At 39.0% G+C, this 23,842-nt stretch carries 21 protein-coding genes and 1 other RNA gene; 4 read left to right on the top strand and 18 right to left on the bottom strand.

Features of this window, described 5'->3' with window-relative positions:
- Positions 1 to 61: 61 nt before the first annotated feature.
- The 4 genes from D2A30_01630 to D2A30_01615 form a co-directional block, all read right to left on the bottom strand.
- On the bottom strand, positions 62 to 2,452 hold the full coding sequence (locus D2A30_01630; protein ID ULL20405.1) for a primosomal protein N': 2,391 nt from the start codon (positions 2,450 to 2,452) through the stop codon (positions 62 to 64).
- Between the two features lie 192 nt (positions 2,453 to 2,644).
- Complete coding sequence (locus D2A30_01625) at positions 2,645 to 2,959, bottom strand: DNA-directed RNA polymerase subunit omega (GenBank protein ID ULL20404.1); 315 nt, start codon at positions 2,957 to 2,959, stop codon at positions 2,645 to 2,647.
- 23 nt (positions 2,960 to 2,982) lie between these two features.
- A complete protein-coding gene (locus tag D2A30_01620) occupies positions 2,983 to 3,609 on the bottom strand; it encodes a guanylate kinase (protein ULL21966.1) in 627 nt (208 codons plus the stop codon).
- Between the two features lie 209 nt (positions 3,610 to 3,818).
- Positions 3,819 to 5,432 carry a ribonuclease Y gene (locus D2A30_01615; protein ULL20403.1) on the bottom strand — a complete coding sequence of 538 codons (1,614 nt, stop codon included), beginning with the start codon at positions 5,430 to 5,432 and terminating at the stop codon, positions 3,819 to 3,821.
- A gap of 205 nt (positions 5,433 to 5,637) precedes the next feature.
- On the opposite strand from D2A30_01615, the gene D2A30_01610 reads away from it, so the two are divergent.
- The gene (locus tag D2A30_01610; GenBank protein ULL20402.1) at positions 5,638 to 6,120 is read left to right on the top strand and encodes an S-ribosylhomocysteine lyase; all 483 of its coding nucleotides are present in this window, start codon (positions 5,638 to 5,640) and stop codon (positions 6,118 to 6,120) included.
- 287 nt (positions 6,121 to 6,407) lie between these two features.
- Here D2A30_01610 and D2A30_01605 read toward each other — a convergent pair whose 3' ends face one another.
- From D2A30_01605 to D2A30_01585, 5 genes are all read right to left on the bottom strand, one after another.
- The gene (locus tag D2A30_01605; GenBank protein ULL20401.1) at positions 6,408 to 7,850 is read right to left on the bottom strand and encodes a hypothetical protein; all 1,443 of its coding nucleotides are present in this window, start codon (positions 7,848 to 7,850) and stop codon (positions 6,408 to 6,410) included.
- Positions 7,851 to 7,859: 9 nt separating this feature from the next.
- Complete coding sequence (locus D2A30_01600) at positions 7,860 to 9,026, bottom strand: class I SAM-dependent RNA methyltransferase (protein ULL20400.1); 1,167 nt, start codon at positions 9,024 to 9,026, stop codon at positions 7,860 to 7,862.
- Positions 9,027 to 9,079: 53 nt separating this feature from the next.
- Positions 9,080 to 9,443: RNase P RNA component class B (gene rnpB / locus D2A30_01595), an RNA gene on the bottom strand.
- Between the two features lie 16 nt (positions 9,444 to 9,459).
- Complete coding sequence (gene gpsB, locus D2A30_01590) at positions 9,460 to 9,795, bottom strand: cell division regulator GpsB (GenBank protein ULL20399.1); 336 nt, start codon at positions 9,793 to 9,795, stop codon at positions 9,460 to 9,462.
- Positions 9,796 to 9,866: 71 nt separating this feature from the next.
- On the bottom strand, positions 9,867 to 10,406 hold the full coding sequence (locus tag D2A30_01585; GenBank protein ID ULL20398.1) for a DUF1273 domain-containing protein: 540 nt from the start codon (positions 10,404 to 10,406) through the stop codon (positions 9,867 to 9,869).
- Between the two features lie 66 nt (positions 10,407 to 10,472).
- Between D2A30_01585 and recU the strand changes: the two genes are divergently transcribed.
- The 3 genes from recU to rsmG are packed head-to-tail and all read left to right on the top strand — an operon-like array spanning position 10,473 to position 14,031.
- The gene (recU, locus tag D2A30_01580) at positions 10,473 to 11,090 is read left to right on the top strand and encodes a Holliday junction resolvase RecU (GenBank protein ID ULL20397.1); all 618 of its coding nucleotides are present in this window, start codon (positions 10,473 to 10,475) and stop codon (positions 11,088 to 11,090) included.
- The gene (locus D2A30_01575; GenBank protein ID ULL20396.1) at positions 11,059 to 13,260 is read left to right on the top strand and encodes a PBP1A family penicillin-binding protein; all 2,202 of its coding nucleotides are present in this window, start codon (positions 11,059 to 11,061) and stop codon (positions 13,258 to 13,260) included. The genes recU and D2A30_01575 overlap by 32 nt, the downstream gene beginning before the upstream one ends.
- 57 nt (positions 13,261 to 13,317) lie before the next feature.
- Positions 13,318 to 14,031, top strand: a complete 714-nt coding sequence (rsmG, locus tag D2A30_01570; protein ULL20395.1) for a 16S rRNA (guanine(527)-N(7))-methyltransferase RsmG — start codon at positions 13,318 to 13,320, stop codon at positions 14,029 to 14,031.
- Between the two features lie 40 nt (positions 14,032 to 14,071).
- Here the strand turns inward: rsmG and D2A30_01565 are convergent, their stop codons facing one another.
- From D2A30_01565 to D2A30_01525, 9 genes are all read right to left on the bottom strand, one after another.
- Positions 14,072 to 14,275 carry a cold-shock protein gene (locus tag D2A30_01565; GenBank protein ULL20394.1) on the bottom strand — a complete coding sequence of 68 codons (204 nt, stop codon included), beginning with the start codon at positions 14,273 to 14,275 and terminating at the stop codon, positions 14,072 to 14,074.
- A gap of 158 nt (positions 14,276 to 14,433) precedes the next feature.
- A complete protein-coding gene (locus D2A30_01560) occupies positions 14,434 to 15,267 on the bottom strand; it encodes an energy-coupling factor transporter transmembrane protein EcfT (protein ULL20393.1) in 834 nt (277 codons plus the stop codon).
- Positions 15,267 to 16,937: an ATP-binding cassette domain-containing protein gene (locus D2A30_01555; GenBank protein ULL20392.1), complete on the bottom strand. Its 1,671-nt coding sequence runs from the start codon at positions 16,935 to 16,937 to the stop codon at positions 15,267 to 15,269. The genes D2A30_01560 and D2A30_01555 overlap by 1 nt, the downstream gene beginning before the upstream one ends.
- A gap of 143 nt (positions 16,938 to 17,080) precedes the next feature.
- On the bottom strand, positions 17,081 to 18,064 hold the full coding sequence (locus D2A30_01550) for a rhodanese-related sulfurtransferase (GenBank protein ID ULL20391.1): 984 nt from the start codon (positions 18,062 to 18,064) through the stop codon (positions 17,081 to 17,083).
- A gap of 193 nt (positions 18,065 to 18,257) precedes the next feature.
- A complete protein-coding gene (locus D2A30_01545) occupies positions 18,258 to 18,803 on the bottom strand; it encodes an ECF-type riboflavin transporter substrate-binding protein (GenBank protein ID ULL20390.1) in 546 nt (181 codons plus the stop codon).
- Positions 18,804 to 18,830: 27 nt separating this feature from the next.
- Entirely contained in the window at positions 18,831 to 19,679 is an 849-nt protein-coding gene (locus D2A30_01540) for a DNA-directed RNA polymerase subunit delta (protein ID ULL20389.1), read from the bottom strand.
- Between the two features lie 263 nt (positions 19,680 to 19,942).
- Positions 19,943 to 20,659 carry a YebC/PmpR family DNA-binding transcriptional regulator gene (locus tag D2A30_01535; GenBank protein ID ULL20388.1) on the bottom strand — a complete coding sequence of 239 codons (717 nt, stop codon included), beginning with the start codon at positions 20,657 to 20,659 and terminating at the stop codon, positions 19,943 to 19,945.
- A 111-nt stretch (positions 20,660 to 20,770) separates the two neighbouring features.
- Positions 20,771 to 22,939 carry a PTS glucose/maltose transporter subunit IIBCA gene (locus D2A30_01530; GenBank protein ID ULL20387.1) on the bottom strand — a complete coding sequence of 723 codons (2,169 nt, stop codon included), beginning with the start codon at positions 22,937 to 22,939 and terminating at the stop codon, positions 20,771 to 20,773.
- A gap of 32 nt (positions 22,940 to 22,971) precedes the next feature.
- Positions 22,972 to 23,763 carry an endonuclease gene (locus D2A30_01525; GenBank protein ULL20386.1) on the bottom strand — a complete coding sequence of 264 codons (792 nt, stop codon included), beginning with the start codon at positions 23,761 to 23,763 and terminating at the stop codon, positions 22,972 to 22,974.
- Positions 23,764 to 23,842: the final 79 nt, after the last annotated feature.

The raw sequence follows: 23,842 nt of genomic DNA, 5'->3' as shown, positions 1-23,842 counted from the left end.
AAATTAATAACGTTCTATGAAAATAAATTTGGAATAAAAAAATGCAAGATCAATAGTGACCTCACATCATATTCTGCGGTTCATTGTCAATAATCAGCCGCAAATCTTGATTTTCTCTCTCCTGTGTCCAATCCAAAATCTGGTTCAAGACTTCTTCCAAACGGTCTTCATGCCGGTATTTCAAGATAATCTGGTAGTGGTAGAGATTATGGGTTCTGGCAATAGGCTTGGCCGTTGGTCCCAAGATTTGAATTGCATCCTTTAAGTGTTGACGGAGAAAGGCTACAGTTTCATAGGCTTTTTTCACGACAAATTCTTCTGACTTGTGTGAAAAGGTTAAGCCAACCGTAAAATAGTAAGGTGGATAGCCAAGATTTTTCCGAATGCCCATCTCATAACGATAGAAACCTTCATAATCCTGCTCCTTGGCAAAAGTAATGGCATAATGATTGGGGTTGTAGGTCTGAATCAGGACCTCCCCTTTCTTATCAGCTCGACCGGCCCTACCAGCTACCTGAGTTAACAACTGAAAGGTCCGCTCAGAAGACCGAAAATCAGGCAAATTGAGGGCCGTATCAGCATTGAGCACCCCGACCAGCGTCACATTTGGAAAATCCAAGCCCTTGGCAATCATCTGGGTTCCCAGAAGAATATCCGCTTTGCCTCGACCAAACCGTTCGAGCAAATCCTCATGAGCACCTTTTTTCTTGGTAGTATCCACATCCATACGCAAAATTCTAGCTTCTGGCAAGATCTCCTGCAATTCATCGTAGGCCTTTTGCGTACCCGTCCCATAATAACGAATGGAACGACTTTGGCAGTTTGGACAGGTCTGAGGAATCCCCTTTTGAAAACCGCAGTAGTGGCAATTCATCGTCTTTGTGTCCATGTGGAGCGTTAGGGAAATATCACAGTTGGGACACTGGTCAACACTCCCACAATCACGACACATGACAAAAGAAGAATAACCCCGCCGATTCAACATAAGAACGACCTGTTCCTTACGAGCTAGCTTTTCTTTAATTTTATCAACCAAAACAGGGGTAAAGGTACTGGACTCCTGCTGACCAATGTAATCTCGAAAATCCACAACTTCCACTTCTGGAATACGAGCCAAGGGATTGGCCCTCTGATTAAGAGTCAGTCTCCCATAGACTCCTCGACTAGCCCGAGCCCGTGTTTCAAGACTCGGCGTAGCAGACCCCAAGACCAGAGTCGCTCTATTATAGTCTGCCCGCAACTTTGCCACATCACGCGCATGGTAGCGTGGATTGCTGTCCTGCTTGTAGGTCGCCTCATGCTCCTCATCAATGATGATAACGCCCAAGTTTGTCAATGGTGCAAAAATAGCCGAACGTGCCCCAACAACCACTTGGGCATTCCCCGTCTCAATCTTTCTCCACTCGTCATACTTCTCACCTTCAGACAAGCCTGAGTGCAAAATAGCAACCTGCTGACCAAAACGAGAGATAAAACGATTAGTCATCTGAGGGGTCAAGGATATTTCAGGCACCAGCATAATGGCCGTTTTCCCCATTTTTAAAACCCTATCAATGACCTGGAGATAAACCTCCGTCTTCCCAGAACCTGTCACTCCTTGCAGTAGAAATGTCTGACTTTCCTGACCAATAGAGGCCACAATCTCACGAACCGCGATCGACTGCTCTGGATTCAAATCCAAGGCCTGCGTTTTTTCCACCTTATCAAAAACTCCCTGAGTCCGCGATACTTCCTCTTCCCAGACTTCTATATAGCCTTTTTCTTGGAAATAGCGGAGCGTATCAGCTGGATAGTCCGATTTTAGGTTTGAAAGGAGCTCGTCTTCAGAATGTTCCAGAAGAAATTCCCTTAACTGCTGCCGTTTTTTTGCTCGATTGCTAATGTCTGCTTCTCGTAATCTCTCCAGACAAACTCGGTACCATTTTTCTGTCTTAATCTGTTTCTTATCCTTGGCCACATAGTCTACCAAGATTTTTCCTGACTGGGCTAGACGCATGATTTTTCCTTGCTCTGTCACGTCCAAGTCAGAAAAACGAATCTGCTCCTTATTACCAAACAGACTAAGCTGCTCTGCCATTTCCAAACCAAGCCCTGGGCGGAGCAATTTGTCATAGGTCGAATTGAGCATGCTAGGCAACATAGATTTTAAGAGGGTAATTTTATAGGAGAAGACCGACTTCCTCATCTGGTCTGCCAACCAAAATTGCTCTTGATTGAGAACAGGACTATAGTCCAAAACCTCAGCAAGCTCTTTCAAGTCTTGTAAGTTATTTTCGTCATCTTCATCAATCAAGTCAACTACAATCCCTTGAATCAGCCGATTTCCCTTACCAAAGGGTACATGGACACGCACGCCAACCTTGAGCCCCTCTTCCAACTCAGCTGGAACTCGATAGGAATAAGCTTGATCTGTCTGCATCAAAGGGACGTCTACAATAATCTGTGCTAACATACCATCTCCATTTGTTTTACCTTCTAATACCACGATTGATGCGAACAAGGTTCACTTTATGTATAAACTCCAACTATTAATTGGAACAAATATTAAAAGATAAACTAAATGACCTACCTCCTTTCTATCAAAATGTCTATCAATCTGAAAGTGAAAAGAAACCCGGATGGTAGTGCCAACCGAGTTTTATATTTAAATTTTTTCGCCGACTTCTTTTTCTTTAGCAATCTGAGCTTTGATTTTACGTTCTTCTTCCTCAGCTAAACGCTTTGCTTCCTCAGCCCGGCGACGAACAGCTTCTCTTTTTGCTTTTGGATCTGGGTGAATGACCACATTTCCAGATTCAATCTCCTCCAAAGCACGAAGGGTAGATTTAACTGAAGTAAATTCCTGGGTTGCTTTCGCTCCCGCTTCCAATTCATGAGCACGTTTAGCCTCAAGAATAACCAAAGAATACTTAGATGGTACCTTGTCTAACAAGGTATCAATAGACGGTTTTAACATCATAATGCGATTCTCTTCTCTTTCTATTATCGTTCTGCTATTTGCTCGCGAATCATTTCATCATAGCGACCAATTACTCGATCTACACGAAAATGTTCTGCTTCAATAATCCGTTTGACACGTTCAGCCGCCAATGGTACTTCGTCATTGACAACTGCATAATCATACTCGCGCATCAAGGCGATTTCTTCTTTTGCACGTTCAATTCGTTGACGGATTACCTCTTCACTATCCGTTCCACGACCAATCAAGCGATCTTGTAATTCCTCTAAATCAGGTGGCGTCAAAAAGATAAAAACTCCATCTGGAACCTTCTTCTTCACTTGAAGAGCACCTTGAACTTCAATTTCTAAAAAGACATCTATTCCCTTATCGAGAGTTTCATTGACATATGTTAAAGGTGTACCATAATAATTACCGACATATTCAGCGTATTCCAACATTTGACCTTGGCGAATCAAATCTTCAAATTCTTCTCGGCTACGGAAGAAATAATCAACGCCATCCACCTCTCCTGGTCGTTGAGGACGTGTCGTCATGGAAACAGAATACTCAAACTTATTATCGGAGCTTTCAAAAATTTCCTTTCGAACAGTCCCTTTTCCAACACCCGATGGTCCAGAAAAGACAATGAGTAACCCTCGCTCTTGCATGATATCTCCTTTTAAATCTTTCATTCTAGTGTAACAAAATTTGGTCTGAATTTCAACTGCTTTTAAATGTAGTTCATACATTTTCCTTTTTCATCTTTAAACACATTTTAGAACTAGAAAAGAGCCTATTTGATTCACCTTCAACTACCAGATTTTCTCTAACATTTGATGGTATCTCATTCAGACTCTTTCATGTTCATTTTTAGACTTTATTTTGCAATATCTGTTGCTCGCGTTTCACGAATGACTGTTATCTTTATATTTCCTGGATAATCCAAATTGTTTTCAATTTTCTCACGGATATCGTGTGCCAAAATGGTGATCTTATCATCACTAACCTTATTTGGATGCACAATAATACGAATCTCACGACCAGCTTGGATGGCATAAGCTTGTTTGATTCCATCAAAACTATTAGCAATTTCTTCCAAATCTTGAAGTCGTTTAATGTAAGCCTCCATTGATTCGCGACGTGAACCCGGACGGGCTGCGCTCAAAGCGTCAGCCGCAGCGACAATAACTGCAATCGTACTTGTCGCTTCAACATCACCGTGATGACTTGCAATTGCATTAACAATAACGGGATGTTCCTTGTATTTTTTAGCTAACTCTGTTCCGATTTCGACATGACTACCATCAACTTCTCGATCAATCGCTTTTCCAACGTCATGTAAGAATCCAGCCCGGCGAGCCAAATTCACATTTTCACCTAATTCAGCTGCAAGCACGCCTGCCAATTTTGCAACTTCGACTGAATGTCGAAGAACATTTTGACCGTAGGACGTACGGAAATGAAGTCGACCCATGATTTTTATCAAATCTGGATGCAGATTTGGAGCACCTACTTCATAAGCAGCCGCTTCCCCGTATTCACGGATGCGATTGTCCATTTCAATACGGTGTTTTTCTACTAATTCTTCAATCCGAGCCGGATGAATACGACCATCTTGCAGCAATGTCTCCATTGTCATTCGAGCGATTTCCCGACGTATTGGATCAAATCCTGAAAGAACAACCACTTCTGGAGTATCGTCGATAATCACATCAATCCCTGTTAGACTTTCAAATGTACGAATATTTCGACCTTCTCGACCAATGATACGTCCTTTCATTGCATCATCTGGCAAATGGACAGAGGTTATCGTTTGTTCAGCAACATATTCACCAGAAATACGCTGCATAGCTTGAGCTAATAGGTCTTTCGCCATCTTATCAGATCGCTCTTTTACTTCACGCTCTGCTTCCTTAATACGCGTAGCGATTTCATGAGATAACTTATCACGCGTATCTGCTAAGATAATCTCCTTCGCCTCATCCTGACTTAAGGCCGCTACCCTTTCTAACTCTAGTGCTTTTTGCTCTTCTAACTTTGCAACTTCTTGCTCACGCTCATCTATGTGCTTAGATTTATCAGTCAGACTCTGTTCTTTTTTCTCCAAAGTCTTTTCTTTGTTGGTTAAATTGTCGTCTTTGCGATCCAAATTACTTGCTCGTTCTGTTAAGCGAGACTCAATTTGTTTTAATTCTTGACGCTCTGATTTAAATTCTTCTGCAATTTCTTCACGATACTTGCGTGCCTCTTCCTTTGCTTCCAAAAGCAACTCTTTTTTCAAAGTTTTACGATCACGTTCTGCTGTTTGTAGAATAGCTTCAGCTTGATCTTCAGCACGACCACGAACATTACTTGCTTCTTGTTCCGCGTTCAAAAGCGTCAATTCTGCAGCTTCTTTAGCAGACTTCATCTTCAAAGAAATGGCAAAGTAACCAATTACTAAACCAATGACAGCAGAAACAAGAGTCACTACAACTGTAATGATTTCCATATTCTACCTCTTTCAGCCATGTTATTTTGCTTCTTTTCATCACTTGTCAAAACCATACGACTCATCGATTTCTAACAGCATCTAACATAGACTTAATTTTCGATTTTCACAAAATCTGTTTCTATTTTACCACATTTGAAACGATTTCACAATTCCAAAATCATAAATATGTTATAATGAATTTATCACTTTTATGGAGGATCCTATGAAAAAAGAAGTAGTTGTTGAAAGTTTTGAATTAGACCATACGATTGTTAAAGCGCCATATATTCGCTTAATTTCCGAAGAAGTTGGACCAAAAGGAGATATCATTACCAACTTTGATATTCGTCTGATTCAACCGAATGAAAACGCAATGGATACCGCTGGTTTGCATACTATTGAACATCTCTTGGCAAAATTCATTCGCCAACGTATTGACGGGCTCATCGACTGTTCTCCATTCGGTTGCCGAACTGGGTTCCATATGATTATGTGGGGGAAACAAGACCCGACTCAAATCGCTCAGGTCATCAAATCAAGTTTAGAGGAAATTGCTGAAGGAATTACTTGGGAAGATGTTCCAGGGACAACAATTGAGTCATGCGGAAACTACAAAGACCACAGCCTCCACTCTGCAAAAGAGTGGGCAAAATTAATTTTATCTCAAGGAATCTCTACTGATGCTTTTGAGAGAAACATCATCTAATAAAAAAGGTTTACAGCTATTCCATCGAATCTGGTTGTAAACCTTTTTGTATTATTCATTATTTTACTCAATGAAAACCAACCGATATTGTAGCCAGATTTTGAGTTTGAATTACAAATCGTGGAGACTTGCATCTTCAAATTTTTTCCTCATTTCCTAGTTTCTAGACTCGGGCTGAAGCAACTACAATTTGTTCCATTTTTTCACTCCAGTCCTTTCGTTGAGATATTTTATACAAAAACTTAGAACTAGCGCTTGACAACAGATAATATTGATTTTCGAAAGAATTAGTAATCTAAAGCATCAGAATTACCGGCAGCATTCCCAACAAAATAACCTGTTTTACAGTTAATTGAGAACAAGTAGGTGCCGTCTGGTTTAAACATATTATAATAGCCATTACCATTGATAATATTTACTTTTTCCAAAATGTACTGATTGCCCGTGATATAGCCACGTTGTTGTGAAATGGCCACAATATTTTCTAAAGTCCCCTGAGTAAAGTTCCAAGCCTCATTATTTGCATCATCAATCATCGCTTGATTGTACGGAACTCGACTACGATCGCGTTGCAAGGTAACTCCAGCTGGAATCGGAATCCCATATGAAGTTGAAATTGCAGTTGTTACTTCTTCTCCCGCTGTTGTTGCTGCATCTGAGGTACTTGTATCAACTGCTGTTTCTGCACCTTGATTATTTGCTACAACACTCGCTTCTGTCTCTACAGTAGATGAAGCAATTTCTTGCTGTGAACGTCCAAAATTGACAACTGAAGCCAATAATGCATCTACTGAACTAATTCCTGTTGTTGTTGCAGAAAGTGTTTCTCCTGCTTTAACAGTTGCGGTTGTATCGATTTCACCATCTACTATGACGTCTTTATCGAATTGGACATTGGTCGCTTGGATAGCTGCAATTGCCTTCTCAAGTGCATCGTACTGCTCTTTTGCTTTCTTATAGCTATCAGAGCTTTTATCTAGCTTATCTAGTAACGCTTTTAGCTCAGTCAACTTACCAAATTCTGAATTCTTCAATTTTGTCAAACGACTGTCAGTAAAGAAGCTAGCATACAGTTGCTCAAAAGCAGTAATATTTGCATCTGTTGATGATGAGGTCGTGGTTTGACTAGTACTTGTGGAACTAGCATCCGTATTTGATGATGGTTGATTGGCGGAATTCATCCAAACTAAAGCAGTCGCTACCACACCAACAAATAATAAACCAGCTGCTGACCAAAAATAAACTGCCTTTCTTTGTTTTTTGGCTGAAAGATCCACTTGATTTTCATCTTCTTGAGCTAGTTCAAATCCCTTGTCTTCCAAAACCCCATTTGTTTCAATGTTTGATATTGTTGACACAACTGGAATTTCATCCAATACTTCTCTCTGATACTCAGCAGTATCGTCTTCGCTAGATAATAATGGATGATGTTCCACCTCTTCTGACTTTTCAGTTAGAATTGAATTTGTTGTTTCCGTTTTATTTTCAACATCATTTTCAATCGTCTTAAGTAACGGCTCAGAATGAATTTGGGTTTCAAATTTTTGAGACTCAATTTCTTCACGGTGTTGCTTAATATAACGATCTAGCAATCCATCGTCTTCTGTTACTCCTGCTTCTATTTCTTTTTGTTTTTTGACGGCTTCTTCAATCGTTAAATCTTTCGCCACCTCGAAATCCAACACATTTTCCTCATCTAGAGGTAGGTGATGACTATTTTTTTCTACCACAATATCCTCCTAAGCCTGCACTTCTTGTGTAGAGCGTTTCAGCCGTTGTCCGAAAAATTGATACAAATCAACTTTTAAAGTACCATCATATAATTTCCGTTTCTTATCTGCTTGCCGACCATAACGAACTTCAAACTGTTCATCACTCGTTAGAATGAATATAGACCAGGTTTTGAGAGGTTCAAACACTTGCCCCATCTCTTTGTACAATGTAGCAATGGCTTTATCATCTAATAATCGTTCACCATATGGTGGATTTGAAATAATAACTCCATTTAGTTTATCCGTACGTAAATCTTGGACTCGCATCTGTTTGAAAACAATATCCTGTTCAACTCCGGCCGCAAAGGCATTCCTTTTTGCTGTCTCAACCATACGGGCATCGATATCCGAACCAGTTATATCTAACACCAAGTCTGATTTGATAGAAGCTTGCGCTTCTTTGCGTAATGCTGCAACCAGTTGAGTCTCTACCCAGGGCCATTCCTCAAAGGCGAATGAACGCTTTAATCCCGGTGCTATATTTTTGGCTAACATAGCTGCCTCAATACAGAAAGTTCCCGATCCACAAGTAGGATCAATAAGCGGTTTATCTGGATACCAGTTTGATAATTGTAAAATAGCAGCCGCCATATTTTCTTTAATAGGGGCACCACCTTTTTCAACACGGTACCCGCGTTTGAATAAACTAGAACCTGTTGTATCGATCATGACTGTTGCTACATCTTTCAAAATAGATACTTCTATTTTAAACTCTGCTCCAACCTCCTGCAGAGGGACTCCTTCTGGACGGGAGAAATGTTTTTGCAATTTTTTTACTACGGCTTTCTTAGATATAGCCTGTACACTAGGTTCATTATGCAATTTAGATTTGACACACTTAGCCTTTGAAATTGGAAATTTACAGCCAAGTGGTAAATAGTTTTCCCAGTCTAGATAAAAAACTCCTTGAAACAGCTCCTCGAAAGTTTTAGCTGGAAATTGTCCAACGACTATTTTTACTCTATCTGCCGAACGTAACCAAATATTTGTCTCAATCATTGATTTTACATCACCATGGAATCGAACACGACCATTTTCCACTTGACATTCATAGCCAAGGTTACGAATTTCACGACCAACTACTGCTTCCAAACCTGCTGCTGCAGTCGCAATGAATTCAAATTGTTTTTTCATATATTTCCTCTACAATAAAAGCTAGCAAAGCTAGCCACCTATAATATGCAATTTTCTGTAAGCCATGTTTTGTTCCAGTGGCACTAGGTACTGCCACCTTCGATAATCATCTGTCTACTGTCAAAACAGTCAGGATTTCTGTTCGTTTCCATCCATCCCATGCCCCGACCAAAATTTGGGTTGCTAACTTGTGGGGTTTACCGCGTTCCATTTTTTACGTTTCCATAAAAACTTCGTCACTGTGGCACTTTCAGGCCTACTAAAGCATATCAATGACTTAGCTCGTTTGACCGCCGTAACATACAAAGATGTCCCTAGGCTTATTTGTTCGCCTAGCACAAACACTACTGGCATCACAGCCAGTGCTAGCATGGACTTTCCTCATGATAGTATCCTACCACGCGATTATCCAAAAATTGCAATTTCCACCTTATTACTGATCTTGAACGATTTGTTTCCCAAAAACTTCTTTTTCTAATCGGTTAAGACGTCGTAAAATATCAAAATTAGTCGCTGAAGATTGACGTTCTGTTCGCAATACAGCAGTAGTTTCCTCTGCGACTGTTGTCACTGAACGAGAATTATTGGCTGCTTGAGCTTTTAATCGGGCAATCTCACCCTTCAATTCCTTTATAATCGCTTCATACGCATCATAATCCTTCATGATATCATCAAGGAAATCATTTACTTCATCTTGATCATATCCACGAAAACCAATTTTAAAATCTTGTTCAAAAATATCTTTAGTAGTCAACTTAATGCTTGCCATCTCTCTCTCCCTTACCCTTAAACGTCACTGATTCTATTATATTAAAAAAAACATGGAAAAAGCAAGTTAAATCACTCAAAATTCGAAAAATTTTCAGCCACTTCATTTAGTTCATCGAAGGTCAGTTTTTTAACAGTATATTCTTCTTCTTTTAAAGCTTGATGAACAAAATATTTCAAATTTGTTTCATTATCGTTATCATAAAATAAATATACACCATCTGTATTTTCAATCAAAAATTGATTGTACTGACGAAATTGAGCTGGAGATTGATAGTTTGGATAAGTGTATTTCACAAAATCAACATCTTTAAATTTTGTTAATTTTGCCTGATTGGACTCATTCCAATTGTCTCCATGATTTTCAAATAAAAATATACAAGCTAATTTACATTCGTGCCCTTCTAATTGAAGCTCTTGTAGAACTTCCAAAACCCAATATTCGAATCCTAAATTTCCTGTAAAGACAAACCATTTAACTCCTTCCTCTAAAAAATGAAGAAGATCATTTCTGATTGCAGCCTTAATAATTGGAAGACGGGGATCCTTCTGTTTAAAAATTCCTAAATCTGTGTGCTTGTAACCACTTACCAACAAGGTATTAGTATGCATTTCTTGTACTCTTTTCTTCAATTATGATATAATATGCTGATATTTATTTTATCAAGAAGGGGTTCTATGGTCAATTATCCACATAAAATCGGAAAAAAAATCACTAGAACTAGCTCTAACATATCTCAGCATATTGACTTTGCAAATCGTGGGATGTCTTTTGAATCTGCAATTAACGAAAGCAATGCATATTACCTTGCTCATGGATTAGCAGTGATTCATAAAAAACCTACTCCGGTGCAAATTGTAAAAGTCGATTATCCGAAACGAAGCCGAGCTAAAATTGTTGAAGCTTATTTCCGTCAAGCATCCACGACAGATTATTCTGGTGTTTTTAAGGGACACTATATAGATTTTGAAGCAAAAGAAACGCGCCAAAAAAAATCAATGCCTCTAAAAAACTTCCATGCTCACCAGATTGAGCACATGCGACAAGTTGTAGAGCAAGGTGGGATTTGTTTCGTCCTTCTTCACTTTTCAACATTGAAGGAAACCTACTTATTACCTGCAATTCATCTAATTCACTACTATCATTCTGATCAAGGTACAAAATCAATGCCTTTGACATATATTAGAGAATTCGGATATGTTATCGAGATGAACTCATTTCCATCTCTTCCCTATCTTTCAGTGATTGAAAAAAAACTATTAGGTGGTAAATCATTTGAAAACAACAACCTTTAAAAAATATTTACTAGGTTTGGTAAATATCTTATTGGCTCTTGCATTAGTGGGCATAGTTGCTGCTGCAGTTTTAGTTGGATCCTATATCTTAAGTGCTCCTAAATTAACAGAAGAAGATTTAACTGCGACTGTTTCCAGTAAAATATATGATATGGACGGCCAATTGATTGCAGATTTAGGAACTGAGAAACGGTCGAATGCAACGACTGAAGAAATTCCGACTGATCTTGCAAATGCAATCGTCGCAATTGAAGACCAACGCTTCTATAACCATAGAGGGATAGATGTTATTCGGATTGCGGGGTCCTTGCTTAATAACCTTGCAGGCGGAAATCTGCAAGGGGGGTCTACACTTGATCAACAGTTTATCAAGTTGACCTACTTCTCTACGTCTGTAGAAGACCAGACTCTCAAGCGTAAAGTACAGGAAGCTTGGTTATCATTACAGCTTGAGCAGACGAAGACCAAGCAGGAAATTCTTACTTATTATGTAAATAAAGTCAATATGTCAAATAGGACATATGGCATGAAAACTGCATCAGAAACTTTTTATGGTAAAGAATTAAAAGAACTTAGCCTTGCCCAATTGGCATTGTTAGCGGGTATGCCACAAGCACCAAACCAGTACGATCCATATTCCTACCCTGAAGATGCAAAAAATAGACGAGATCTCGTTCTTTCAGAAATGTTGGCTGAGAAGTATATTGACAATAGTCAGTATGAACAAGCCATTCTAACGCCTATAACAGACGGTCTCCTTCCACTTTCCAACGATGCTGCCTATCCTGCTTACATGGATAATTACCTCAAACAAGTCGTTGAGGAAGTTGAAAAAAATACAGGCTATAATCTCTTAACTACAGGGATGGATATCTACACAAACGTTGATTCAGCTGCTCAACAACAGTTGTGGAACATTTATAATACGGATATGTATGTATCGTACCCAGATGAATTATTGCAAGTTGCATCAACTATTATTGACGTATCAAATGGTAAGGTGGTCGCTCAATTAGGGGCTCGAAACCAACCAAGCAATGTTTCTTTCGGAATAAACCAGGCTGTCGAAACAAACCGTGATTTCGGATCAACTATGAAACCAATAACAGATTATGCCCCGGCTTTCGAAAATGGGGTATACAGCTCAACCGCAGATATCATTGTTGATGAACCCTACAATTATCCGGGAACCTCAATACCCGTAAATAACTGGGACAAAAAATATTTCGGTAGTCTCACTGTCAAATCTGCAATACAATATTCTCGTAACGTTACAGCCGTCAAGGCACTAGAAGCGACTGGACTAGAAAATTCACTGAAGTTCCTAAATTCAGTTGGAATTAATTACCCAGAAATTCATTACTCTAATGCGATTTCAAGTAACACTTCTGATACAAGTAGAGAATATGGGGCAAGCAGTGAGAAAATGGCTGCTGCCTATGCCGCATTCGCAAATGGAGGAACTTATTATGCACCTCAATACGTCAATAAAATCGTATTCTCAGATGGAACCGTAAAAGAATTTCCTCAAACAGGAACTCGTGTTATGTCAGAAGAGACAGCCTATTTGATGACCGATATGATGAAGTCCGTAATGGAAGTTGGATATGGACTAAATGCTTCTGTTGCTGGCGTTCCGATGGCTGGGAAAACTGGTACCTCAAACTATACCGATACTGAAATGGAATCAATTATCGCTGCTATTCCAGAAGCAGCCTATAACACCACGGTGGTCCCAGACGAGAACTTTGTAGGATATTCTAGTCAGTATGCGATGGCGGTTTGGACAGGATATACAAACCGCATGACCCCAATTTTAGATAATAGCATGCGGATTGCATCAGATGTTTACCATAATATGATGACCTTTATGCACTCTGATTACACTGCAACCGATTGGGAAGTTCCAAGTGGAGTTGTTAACTTTGGTGGAAATTACTATTTAAGAGATAGCTCTTCTCTTAAAAATGCTTATATAAATTATTATAATAGTTTGTCACAATCATCATCAAGTAGTTCAACGTCAAGCAGTTCTTCTTCAAGTGCACCAGCTTCTGGAACACATGATAATGGTACACAGACTGAAACTTCCACTTCTGATGGTACATCGACTTCAGATACTTCATCAAACCAACAGAATAATGGTAACACTGAAAATACAAACCAATAAGAGATTCCCAGATTCTTCTGGGTTTTTCTTTTCTCAAAAATGTGATAAGATAGAAATATGAAACCTGAATTATTTTATAAAACCTTGGCAGACCAAGGCATTCAATTAACTGACCAACAAAAACAACAATTTCATCGCTACTTTCAACTGTTAGTGGAATGGAATGAGAAAATTAACTTGACAGCTATTACAGAGGAAAGTGACGTCTATCTGAAACACTTCTATGATTCTATCGCACCAATCCTTCAAGGTCATATTCAAAATGAGCCAATTCAGCTCTTGGATATTGGAGCTGGAGCTGGATTCCCTAGCCTACCAATGAAAATTATCTACCCTCAAATAGAGGTTACTATCATCGATTCTCTTAATAAACGAATCAACTTTTTACAAGTTCTTTCAGAAGAACTAGGACTTGAAGGCGTTCATTTTTACCATGGTCGTGCGGAAGACTATGCACACGATAAAAATTTTCGAGCACAATTTGATTTGGTAACAGCACGCGCTGTCGCTCGTATGCAAATCTTGTCCGAGCTGACAATTCCATACCTTAAACTAAACGGAAAATTAATCGCGCTCAAAGCCTCCAGTTCGGAAGATGAGTTAGCTCAAGCCAAAAACGCTCTGAATCTTCTTTTTGCAAAAGTAATTGAAAACCATGATTACACCCTTCCGAACGGCGACCCACGAACATTGACAATTGTTGAAAAGAAAAAGGAAACTCCAAACAAGTTTCCACGCAAAGCTGGTATGCCAAATAAAAGACCCCTCTAAACATAAGAAAAGCGAGTTTTCTAAGAAACCCGCTCTTTTATTATCCAATTTTTGTAATATTGGTTGCTTGAAGACCACGTTGGCCTTGCTCCACTTCAAAATTCACTTTTTGACCATCTTCCAAAGATTTGAAACCATTAGACTGAATTTCAGAAAAGTGTGCAAATACATCTGGTCCATTTTCTTGTGAAATAAAACCAAATCCTTTTTCTGCATTAAACCATTTGACTGTACCTTGTACCATTTTTGTTACCTCTTTTTATTTATTTGTAAAACGAATCAAGAGAAAAACAAAAGATGAAACTGATACTTAAACTCTAAACTTATTTACATTATCTATTTTAACAGGATAATCATCATTTGTCAACAATAAAGGTTGATCATTTGATAAACTTCATCATTTCACTTCCATGGATTATAAAATCTCCCCTGATTTGCAATAAAGAGGGTAATGGTAATGCCTATGAGGAAGAAAATGATAATTAAGACGATGTAATCCATTTGTTTCAGAGGCTGGTAGGTGTACCAGGTTCTCTTTTTATTTTTTCCAAAGCGCCGTAATTCCATGGCAGTTGATATGGTATCAATTCGTTCCAAAGAACTGAAAATCAATGGGATTACAAGTGATAAATTCCCTTTTATCCGATCCACTAATCTCCCTTTTTTAGACAACTCTAGACCCCGTGCCTCTTGAGACATCCGAATCGTATAAAATTCTTCTTGGATATCTGGAATATACCGCATAGTCAGACTTACTGCATAAGCGACTTTATATGAAACCCCAATTTTATTCAAACTTGATGCAAACTGACTGGGATGAGTGGTCATTAAAAAAATCAAGGCAACAGGAACAGTACAAAAATATTTCAATAACAAATTGAGCAGATAAAATAGTTGCTGACTCGTAATAGAATAAGTCCCAATCCCCGACCACAAAACGGTCTCTGCTCCATATAAAGTCACACCATAAGTTGGGGCAAATAGATACACCATCAATGCGTTCAGCAAGGCAAATACTGTTGTAAACAATAGAACAAAGGAAACATCCCGATAACGAATGCCCGATAATTTAAACAGGCTGAGGGAAAACACGGCAATGCATAAAATAAGACGAGTATCGTAGGTAACCATCGCAACGACGGAAAATGCTAGAAAGAACAATAATTTACTGACCGCTGAAAGATTGTAGATAAAACCTTGTCCATTACGATAACCAATTAATGACTGGCGATTCATCAGTTCCTCCTCTCTTCTTGCATATAAAACATCGTCAACTCTAAAGGATTCACTCTAAGACGTTCTGCCAAATGGAATATAGAGGTTTCTTTCAAACTGGCCTGTTCTATCACAGCAACATCTGATAATATTTCTGCTGGACTAGCATCTTCAATAATCTGTCCATCCACCACTACAACTGCTCTGTCTGAATAATCCAGCATGAGTTGCATATCATGGGTAATCATGACAATGGTATGCCCTTTAGCATTTAATTGGTCCAAAAAATCCATCATTTCTCGATAATGTCGCTGATCCTGCCCGGCTGTCGGCTCATCCAGTAGAATGATTTCCGGATTGAGAACCAAGATAGAAGCAATCGTCACCCTTTTTTTCTGACCATAGGAAAGTGCCGATATAGGCCATTTACGGAGTGGGTATAAACCACAAACTTCTAATATATTGAGAACGCGCTGTTCAACTACTTCCTCATCTACTCCACGCAAACGGAGGCCAAGTGCCACCTCATCAAAAATCATATTTTGACTTATCATCTGGTTAGGATTTTGAAGAACATATCCAATACGCCCCGCACGCTCTTTAATAGAATCATCCTGAATAGATTGACCATTCCAAAGAAGTTCTCCCTCTGGCCGAATAAAGCCACAAAGTGCCTTGGCTAAGGTAGATTTGCCAGCACCATTCTTTCCGACAATTGCCAACCGCTCACCCTGATGAATGGTAAGGTTAATATCTTTTAACACCTGCTTCTCTGGATAGGAAAAATGTAGATGGTTTGTTTCTAATAATGCTTCCTCTGACTCACTTTCAAAATGCAAAGCTGGTAGTTGACCAACAGTCAAGGATGCTACATCAACCTCCCATACTGAAGCAAGATGCTCTGCGTCTTCAATTGGATAACCCAACGCTCGAAGAGTAGAAATATAGAGAGGTTCACGTATCCCATTTTCTTGTAACAAGGAAGTCTTCAATAATTGATCTGGGTTTCCGTTAAATAAAATTTGACCATCATTTATCAATACCACCCGATCTACATGACGGTACAAGACATCTTCTAAACGATGTTCAATAATAATCGTTGTGGTGCCTTCTTGTCGATGCAGTCGATCAATCAAATCAATCGTATCCTGACCTGATTTAGGATCCAAATTAGCAAGTGGTTCATCAAACAATAAAATAGGGCTCTCATCTATTAACACTCCAGCTAAACTGACACGTTGCTTTTGACCTCCAGATAAATCTTGTGGCCGATGGGCCAATAAGTCTGTAAGTGACAGTTTTTCTGCCCAATCCCCTATTTTTTGATGCATGATCTGTTGACTTTCCATATCATTTTCTAGGGCAAAGGCAAGATCTTCTGCAACCGACAAACCAACAAACTGTCCATCTGTATCTTGAAGAACTGTTGATACTAGTAAAGATTTATCATAAACTGATAAATCAAAAGCCTCCTGACCATCCAAAATCAGGCTCCCACTGTGTTCTCCCTTATAAATGTTGGGAATAATTCCATTGAGACACTGCCCTAACGTTGACTTTCCGGAGCCAGAAGGTCCAATGATTAAGACTTTCTCCCCTTGATAAATGGATAGTTGAATATCCTTTAAAGTTGGCTCCTGCTGTGCCTGATATTTAAATGTAAAATCTTTAAATTCAATGATTTTTTTCATAGAACCATTATAACGTAAATTGGCTTTGAAAAAAAGGGAGAATCACTAGATTCCACCTTTGTGAAGATGTTCTGTCAATATTTCTCAATCAGAAATGTCATTTATAATAAAAATTGCACTGATTTCTCAATGCAATTTATTTTTTAAGCATTTACAGGCGCCAAACTCTCCCCGATTGCTTCCAATCGTTCTGCCCATTCCTGTCGTGTCAAACCATTTTCAACAATGTAGCGGTTACGCTCATGAGCACGACATTCAGCTGAACAGCCACGAACATACTTGTGCTCATTTTCTTCCGATGTCAAAATACGACGGTTACAGAATGGATTGCCACAGTTGACATAGCGCTCACATGGTGTGCCATCGAACCAGTCCTTACCAACGACAACTGGGTTAACATGGTTAACATCAACCACAATACGCTCGTCAAAGACGTACATCTTACCATCCCACAATTCACCACGAACTTCTGGGTCTTTACCATAGGTTGCGATACCACCGTGAAGCTGACCGACATTCTTGTAACCTTCACGAACCATCCAGCCTGAGAATTTCTCACAGCGAACACCACCAGTACAGTATACAACTACGCGCTTGTCCATGAATTTCTCTTTGTTATCACGGACCCATTGTGGCAATTCACGGAAGTTGCGGATGTCTGGGCGGATCGCACCTCGGAAATGCCCTAGGTCGTACTCGTAGTCATTACGCGTATCCAATACAACTGTATCTTCATCCAAGAGAGCTTCTTTGAACTCTTTTGGTGACAAATAGGCACCTGTTGTTACAAGTGGATCTATATCGTTGTCAAAGTCGTTGTCTTCCAAACCAAGGTGAACAATTTCTTTTTTATAACGAACAAACATTTTCTTGAAAGCTTGCTCATTTTCTTCGTCAATCTTAAACCACAAGTCGCTGAACAATGGGTTTGCATGAACATAGTCCATGTATTTTTGTGTTGTTTCATAATCACCAGAGACAGTACCGTTGATTCCCTCATCAGCAATCAAGATACGTCCTTTGAGTCCGATAGACTTACAGAAAGCTAGATGCTCAGCAGCATAGGCTTCCGCATTTTCAATTGGGATATATTTATAATAAAGTAATACACGAATGTCTTTTGACATAATTTCTCCTTCTCAATCTTTGCAATAGATGATAAAACTCTATCATTTCTAATAAATGACTCTCTAAGATTATATCGTGTACCAGTCAATATTACAAAAATCTGAACTGAAACCTGTTTTGATACAACAAAAAACAATATTGATATTTCACAACGAAAAAATGAACTGTTTTGTAACAGCTCATCCTATTTTATTAGACTTTTGATAGGCTACCAGATTTTACTTGTGTTCTCGCATACACAACCAATAAAATCGTACCTGCAATAGCAACAGTAACACTATTTGCAATGCCCGCAACTAAACCTTGTACAAAAACTTTATTAGCAGGTTCGCTATAAATAACGATGTCTAGTACTGGAGCAATGATACCCCAAGAAACAATGTTTGCCACAATCTGGAAGACATTGAACACAAGGATGTCTTTGCCTTCAAAAATTCCTTCTTGGATACGCAGACGACTTTTTGCTACACCCACAACAAGCCCAAATACACCTGAAGCTAAAATCCAAGACCACCATGGACCATACTGAATAGAGTCTTTAAGAGCATGACCAATAAATCCAACAAAGAATCCAACAACAGGACCAAAAAGAATGGATAGAAGAGCCTGAACAGCATATTGAAGCTGGATGCTCGTATTTGGTACAAAGGTTGGAATATTGATTACCAAGCCAATTACAACGAAAAGAGCAGCACCAATACCAGTTGCAACAACAGTTTTAATCGAATTATTTTTCATTATAAGTCTCCTTGTAAAATAAAGTAATTAATTGACAATACGTCTAATTTCAATATGCCAGTTCTGACCGACACCGACATTATAAGCTTTGGCGAACGATCCTTGATTAATTGCAAGTCCAACACGATAAAGTGAGTTGATATAGAGCAAGGGTTGACCTATGCGCACATCCGCAAATGATTTTCCATATGTTACCTGATTCTGGTAGACAAGCATATCATTATTGTAAATCGTTACCTCGAAGCGATCTCCAAATTCTGGCAAAAGAGTATAAAACTCTTCACGAGTGACTGATGTCCAAAGAGATCCAAATCTAACATCAAGAATATCAATAGCACCTTTGACAAAATCAGAACCGACTTCTGTTTCTACAGTTGGGATCTCGACAATATGTTCCACACTAAGTTCTGGTCCAACTTCTTCAAAACTAATATGCCCTGACGCTAATTTTGCACCCGTATAAGCATAAACATCTCGTCCATGGAACGTATAAGAATGCTCGGTATTCGCACGACGATTAGCGACTTCTGAGATTTCCCTAACAGCTTTTATCCCAACATGTTTCTTAATAAAAGATAGGGTTCCATTATCTGGTGTGACAATATACTGATTTTTATTAGTTAGGGCAACAACGCTTTTTCTCTTGGAGCCCACACCTGGATCAACAACCGAAACAAAAGTTGTTCCCTCCGGCCAGTATTCCACTGTCTGGAAGAGACGATATGAGCCCTCAAAAATATTGTAGGGAGTAATATAGTGCGTCAGATTGTGAACAACAAGATCTCTTGATTCTTGAAGTGCTACACCAATCATAGCTGATACCGCACCATCAACTAATCCAAAATCTGATTGTAAAACAAGTAAGTTATTCGACATTCTTCCTCCTTATATTACTACCGTTCTATCATAACAGAAAAACCATAACCGTTCAAATAGATATTTTTAAAGACCTGTTATAGTCTATCTTTATATCAAATACCTAATTCTATCAATTTTTCTCAAATTCACAAAGAATACTGCCTACCGTCAGTTCCAATCTACAACCTTCTGATAAAAATGACCGTCCCCCGGACTTTTGAGTATAAAGAAAACTGCCTGCCGGCAGTTCCAATCTCCAACCTTCTAGGACGTCCCACGTCCTAGAACCCATCTACATTCGTGTAGATTTTTTGTACATCTTCGTCGTCTTCGAGGGCGTCGTAGAGTTTTTCAAATGTTGCGAGGTCATCACCTTCAAGTGATACCTCTGATTGTGGGATCATTTCAAGTTCAGTCACGTTAAACTCTTGGATTCCAGATTCTTTAAGTGCAACGATGGCCTTGTGCAAATCAGTTGGTGCTGTATAGACAGTGATTGCTCCGTTTTCTTCTTCTACATCATCGACTTCAACATCTGCTTCAAGAAGCAATTCGAAGATGGCATCTGCATCATCACCAGCAAAAACTACAACACCTTTTTTATCAAACATGAATGATACTGAACCAGATGCACCCATGTTCCCACCGTTTTTACCAAAGGCAGAGCGAACATTAGCAGCTGTACGGTTTACATTTGAAGTAAGTGTATCAACAATTAACATTGAACCATTTGGTCCAAAACCTTCGTAACGCCCTTCCACGAAGGTTTCGTCAGTATTCCCTTTTGCCTTGTCGATGGCTTTATCAATAATATGTTTTGGAACCTGCGCTTGCTTAGCACGGTCGATAACGAATTTCAGCTCTGAGTTTGTTTCTGGATCTGGGTCACCCTTTTTCGCTGCTACATAGATTTCAACACCAAATTTGGCGTAAACTTTTGAGTTAGCACCGTCTTTTGCGGTTTTCTTGGCTACAATATTGGCCCATTTACGTCCCATGGGGAACCTCCTACATTTTATAAAATCGCTTTATTATACCACAAATAACAAGGATTGAGAAGTTTTTTTAAAATTGAAAGACAAGCTCAAAATGAACTTGTCTCTCAAATCTTATAATTCTACAGTTGCAACTTGACTATCTTTACTTACTTGTCCAAGGTTTACAAGACTGACAGATTTAATTTCTGCAGAATTTGTAAAGGCTACCACAATTGTTGTTTCACGGTCAGCTGAACGGATAGCATCCAAATCTGCTACAAGGAGTAAGTCACCAGCTTGAACATGTTGTCCATCTGCCACCTTTGTTGAGAATGGTGCCCCACTAAGCGCAACAGTGTCTAATCCAACGTGTACCAAAACTTCTACACCCTGGTCTGACAAAATGCCGACAGCATGTTTTGTAGGGAAAACACTGGTTACAATACCAGAAACTGGTGCGTAGACATTGCCATTTACAGGCTCAACTGCATACCCATCACCCATCATTTTTTGTGCAAAAACAGGGTCATTCACTTCAGTAATAGATACAGCTTGTCCATCTGCTACTGAGTAAACAGCTTCAGTGATTCCTTTGAACTTAGTTTCAACTGTCACTGTATCAGTAGAAACCACTTCTGTAACAGGAATTACAACACCAGATTCTAATAAATCCTGAATGTCTGATTTGAGAATATCTGCTTTTGGTCCATAGACAGCTTGAACACCTGAATCTTTGATAATTAAGCCCATGGCACCAGCCTGTTTCCAAGCATTCTCATCTCCGACTTGTGCAACATCCTTCACACTAACACGAAGACGAGTCATACAAGCATCAACATCTTCAATATTATCACGGCCACCAAGTAGGTTGATAATTTGCACCACTTGTGAATTTGCATCCGCAGTATCTACATTTGAGTTAGAAACTACATCTGTTGTATCAGTATCATAGTTACCATTACGTCCTGCTGTTGCTAGATTAAATTTCTTAATCATAAAGTTAGCAATGAAGTACATAAGAACAGCAAAGAGTACTGATACCCAGATAAAGTTTACAAGGTCCATACCGATACCGGCTTTAATAGCCATTGGTGTACGAGTAAGGAATTCAATATTACCAAAAGAATGCACACGTAAATTAACAACATCGGCCATCGCAAAAGCAGCACCTTGTACGAATGCATAGACTAGATAAAGAGGCATAGCCGCAAACATGAACATGAATTCAATTGGTTCTGTTACACCTGTCAAGAATACAGCTAAAGCAGTTGAAATAAACATCCCTTTATACTTATGTTTCTTGTCTTCGTCAACATTACGATACATCGCGTAAGTTAAGCCCATCAAAATCCCTGAAGAACCAATCATTTGACCAACTTTGAAACGAGCTGGTGTGATGCTTGCAAGAAGATCATTGTATTTAGTCATATCGCCAGCATCTTTTAGATTAATCAAGTCTGTAACCCAAGCCAACCAAAGTGGATCTTGTCCAAATACTTGTGTACCCGCTTGTGCACCTGTCAAGATGTCATAAGTACCACCTAGTGATGTATAGTTCATCGGAATAGTCAACATATGGTGAAGACCAAATGGAAGAAGCAAACGTTCCAAGGTACCATAAACGAATGGTGCTAAGATTGGTGCTGTATCCTGTGAACTTGCAATCCATTTACCGAAGCTGTTGATTCCTGTTTGAATAACTGGCCAGAAAATCGCTAAACAGAGTGCCACCAAAATTGAACGATAAATAACAACAAATGGTACAAAACGTTTCCCATTAAAGAATGTTAATGCATCTGGTAATTTACGATAGTTGTAGTATTTATTATATGCTGTAGCACCCACAAAACCAGCAATAATACCAACGAAAACACCCATATTAAGTGCTGGTTGTCCTAAGATGTTTACAAAGTAACCTGAAACAGGAATTTCAGTACCAAAAACAGTTGTTACTGTTGCAGCAGCATCAGCGAGCATATCCGTTTTCACACCGAAAAAGTGACCTGTAATCAAGTTAATTAATATGAAGGCTAGACCTGCCGAGAATGCACCGCCAGCTTTTTCTTTAGCCCAGCTACCACCGATTGCTAAAGCAAAAAGCAAGTGTAAATTCCCAATAATACCCCAACCAATTTGGGCAATAATATTCCCAATACGAATCAATATTTCTGACTCAGGACTGATCAATGGGATAGAGTTCCCAATAGAAACCATGAGGCCTGCTGCAGGCATAACTGCAATCACGACCATCAAACACTTACCGAATTTTTGCCAAAATTCGAAACTAAGAAATTTTTTCATTTTTTCTCCTTTATTTTTCGGCCTTACGCCATTTATACACTAAATTCAACTTCCACACCAAAATGGTCTGAAATGATAGGACGGTTATGTCCGTTAAAGATAACCTTACTTGTAAAAACTGTTTTTTCTTGGTTGAAAAAAACATAGTCTAACCGTTTCTCTTGGCTATGACCTGCCCAACCATCAATTGCTTTTTCAACAGTTATTCCTTTATCTTTTTCTAGCGCTAACTCATAGGTATCATGGAGCCCAAGATTCTTGATTGCATCGTAGGCATCCCGGTCTGAGATTGCATCAGTATTAAAATCCCCCATCAGAATTTTAAACCGCTGATGACCCGTACGTTCGAAGATTGTTCGAATATTGTCCAGCTGATCCTCTTCTTCACTACCTGGTAAATTAATATGACACGAATAGATATCAATTAACTGGTCTTGATAGAAAACTGTCAACCCCATAATTTTTCGAGATAAGATAGAATGAATACTTTTATTTTGACTGCAATAAAATGAATCAGCCTCATAGACAGGGAGCTTCGTCAAAAAGGCAATCCCTTCCTCATAACGATCATAGCCAATGTGAGAATGACTCCAATGATAGGAATAATCAAACTGCCCAAGATTTCTTAATTTTTCTAATAAAATCAAGCCATAATTATCCATCTTCAATTCTCTTGTGACGAATTTAGAAGCTATAAGCTGATTAACCTCCTGAAGAGCAATGACATCATAAGCCTTTTCGGCAATTGTTTGAGCTAGAATATCTAGTTTTTCATCCTGATTTTCTTCTAACCAAGCATGGACATTTACTGTCAGTAATTTCATGACTCTCCTTTCCTAGATAACACGTAACCGTTTTCTTTATATCCATAGTATAGCGTAAACGTTTGCATTAGTCAATAGC

It is taken from the genome of Streptococcus suis (assembly GCA_022354845.1).
GTDB classification, from domain to species: Bacteria; Bacillota; Bacilli; order Lactobacillales; family Streptococcaceae; genus Streptococcus; species Streptococcus suis_AA.
This window is presented reverse-complemented; position numbering and strand designations above follow the sequence as displayed.

Coding starts and splice junctions, on each gene's coding strand:
- D2A30_01630 (ULL20405.1), bottom strand. CDS start 2,452: ATGTTAGCACAGATTATTGTAGACGTCCCTTTGATGCAGACAGATCAA.
- D2A30_01625 (ULL20404.1), bottom strand. CDS start 2,959: ATGATGTTAAAACCGTCTATTGATACCTTGTTAGACAAGGTACCATCT.
- D2A30_01620 (ULL21966.1), bottom strand. CDS start 3,609: ATGCAAGAGCGAGGGTTACTCATTGTCTTTTCTGGACCATCGGGTGTT.
- D2A30_01615 (ULL20403.1), bottom strand. CDS start 5,432: ATGGAAATCATTACAGTTGTAGTGACTCTTGTTTCTGCTGTCATTGGT.
- D2A30_01610 (ULL20402.1), top strand. CDS start 5,638: ATGAAAAAAGAAGTAGTTGTTGAAAGTTTTGAATTAGACCATACGATT.
- D2A30_01600 (ULL20400.1), bottom strand. CDS start 9,026: ATGAAAAAACAATTTGAATTCATTGCGACTGCAGCAGCAGGTTTGGAA.
- gpsB (ULL20399.1), bottom strand. CDS start 9,795: ATGGCAAGCATTAAGTTGACTACTAAAGATATTTTTGAACAAGATTTT.
- D2A30_01585 (ULL20398.1), bottom strand. CDS start 10,406: ATGCATACTAATACCTTGTTGGTAAGTGGTTACAAGCACACAGATTTA.
- recU (ULL20397.1), top strand. CDS start 10,473: ATGGTCAATTATCCACATAAAATCGGAAAAAAAATCACTAGAACTAGC.
- rsmG (ULL20395.1), top strand. CDS start 13,318: ATGAAACCTGAATTATTTTATAAAACCTTGGCAGACCAAGGCATTCAA.
- D2A30_01565 (ULL20394.1), bottom strand. CDS start 14,275: ATGGTACAAGGTACAGTCAAATGGTTTAATGCAGAAAAAGGATTTGGT.
- D2A30_01560 (ULL20393.1), bottom strand. CDS start 15,267: ATGAATCGCCAGTCATTAATTGGTTATCGTAATGGACAAGGTTTTATC.
- D2A30_01555 (ULL20392.1), bottom strand. CDS start 16,937: ATGAAAAAAATCATTGAATTTAAAGATTTTACATTTAAATATCAGGCA.
- D2A30_01550 (ULL20391.1), bottom strand. CDS start 18,064: ATGTCAAAAGACATTCGTGTATTACTTTATTATAAATATATCCCAATT.
- D2A30_01545 (ULL20390.1), bottom strand. CDS start 18,803: ATGAAAAATAATTCGATTAAAACTGTTGTTGCAACTGGTATTGGTGCT.
- D2A30_01540 (ULL20389.1), bottom strand. CDS start 19,679: ATGTCGAATAACTTACTTGTTTTACAATCAGATTTTGGATTAGTTGAT.
- D2A30_01535 (ULL20388.1), bottom strand. CDS start 20,659: ATGGGACGTAAATGGGCCAATATTGTAGCCAAGAAAACCGCAAAAGAC.
- D2A30_01530 (ULL20387.1), bottom strand. CDS start 22,939: ATGAAAAAATTTCTTAGTTTCGAATTTTGGCAAAAATTCGGTAAGTGT.
- D2A30_01525 (ULL20386.1), bottom strand. CDS start 23,763: ATGAAATTACTGACAGTAAATGTCCATGCTTGGTTAGAAGAAAATCAG.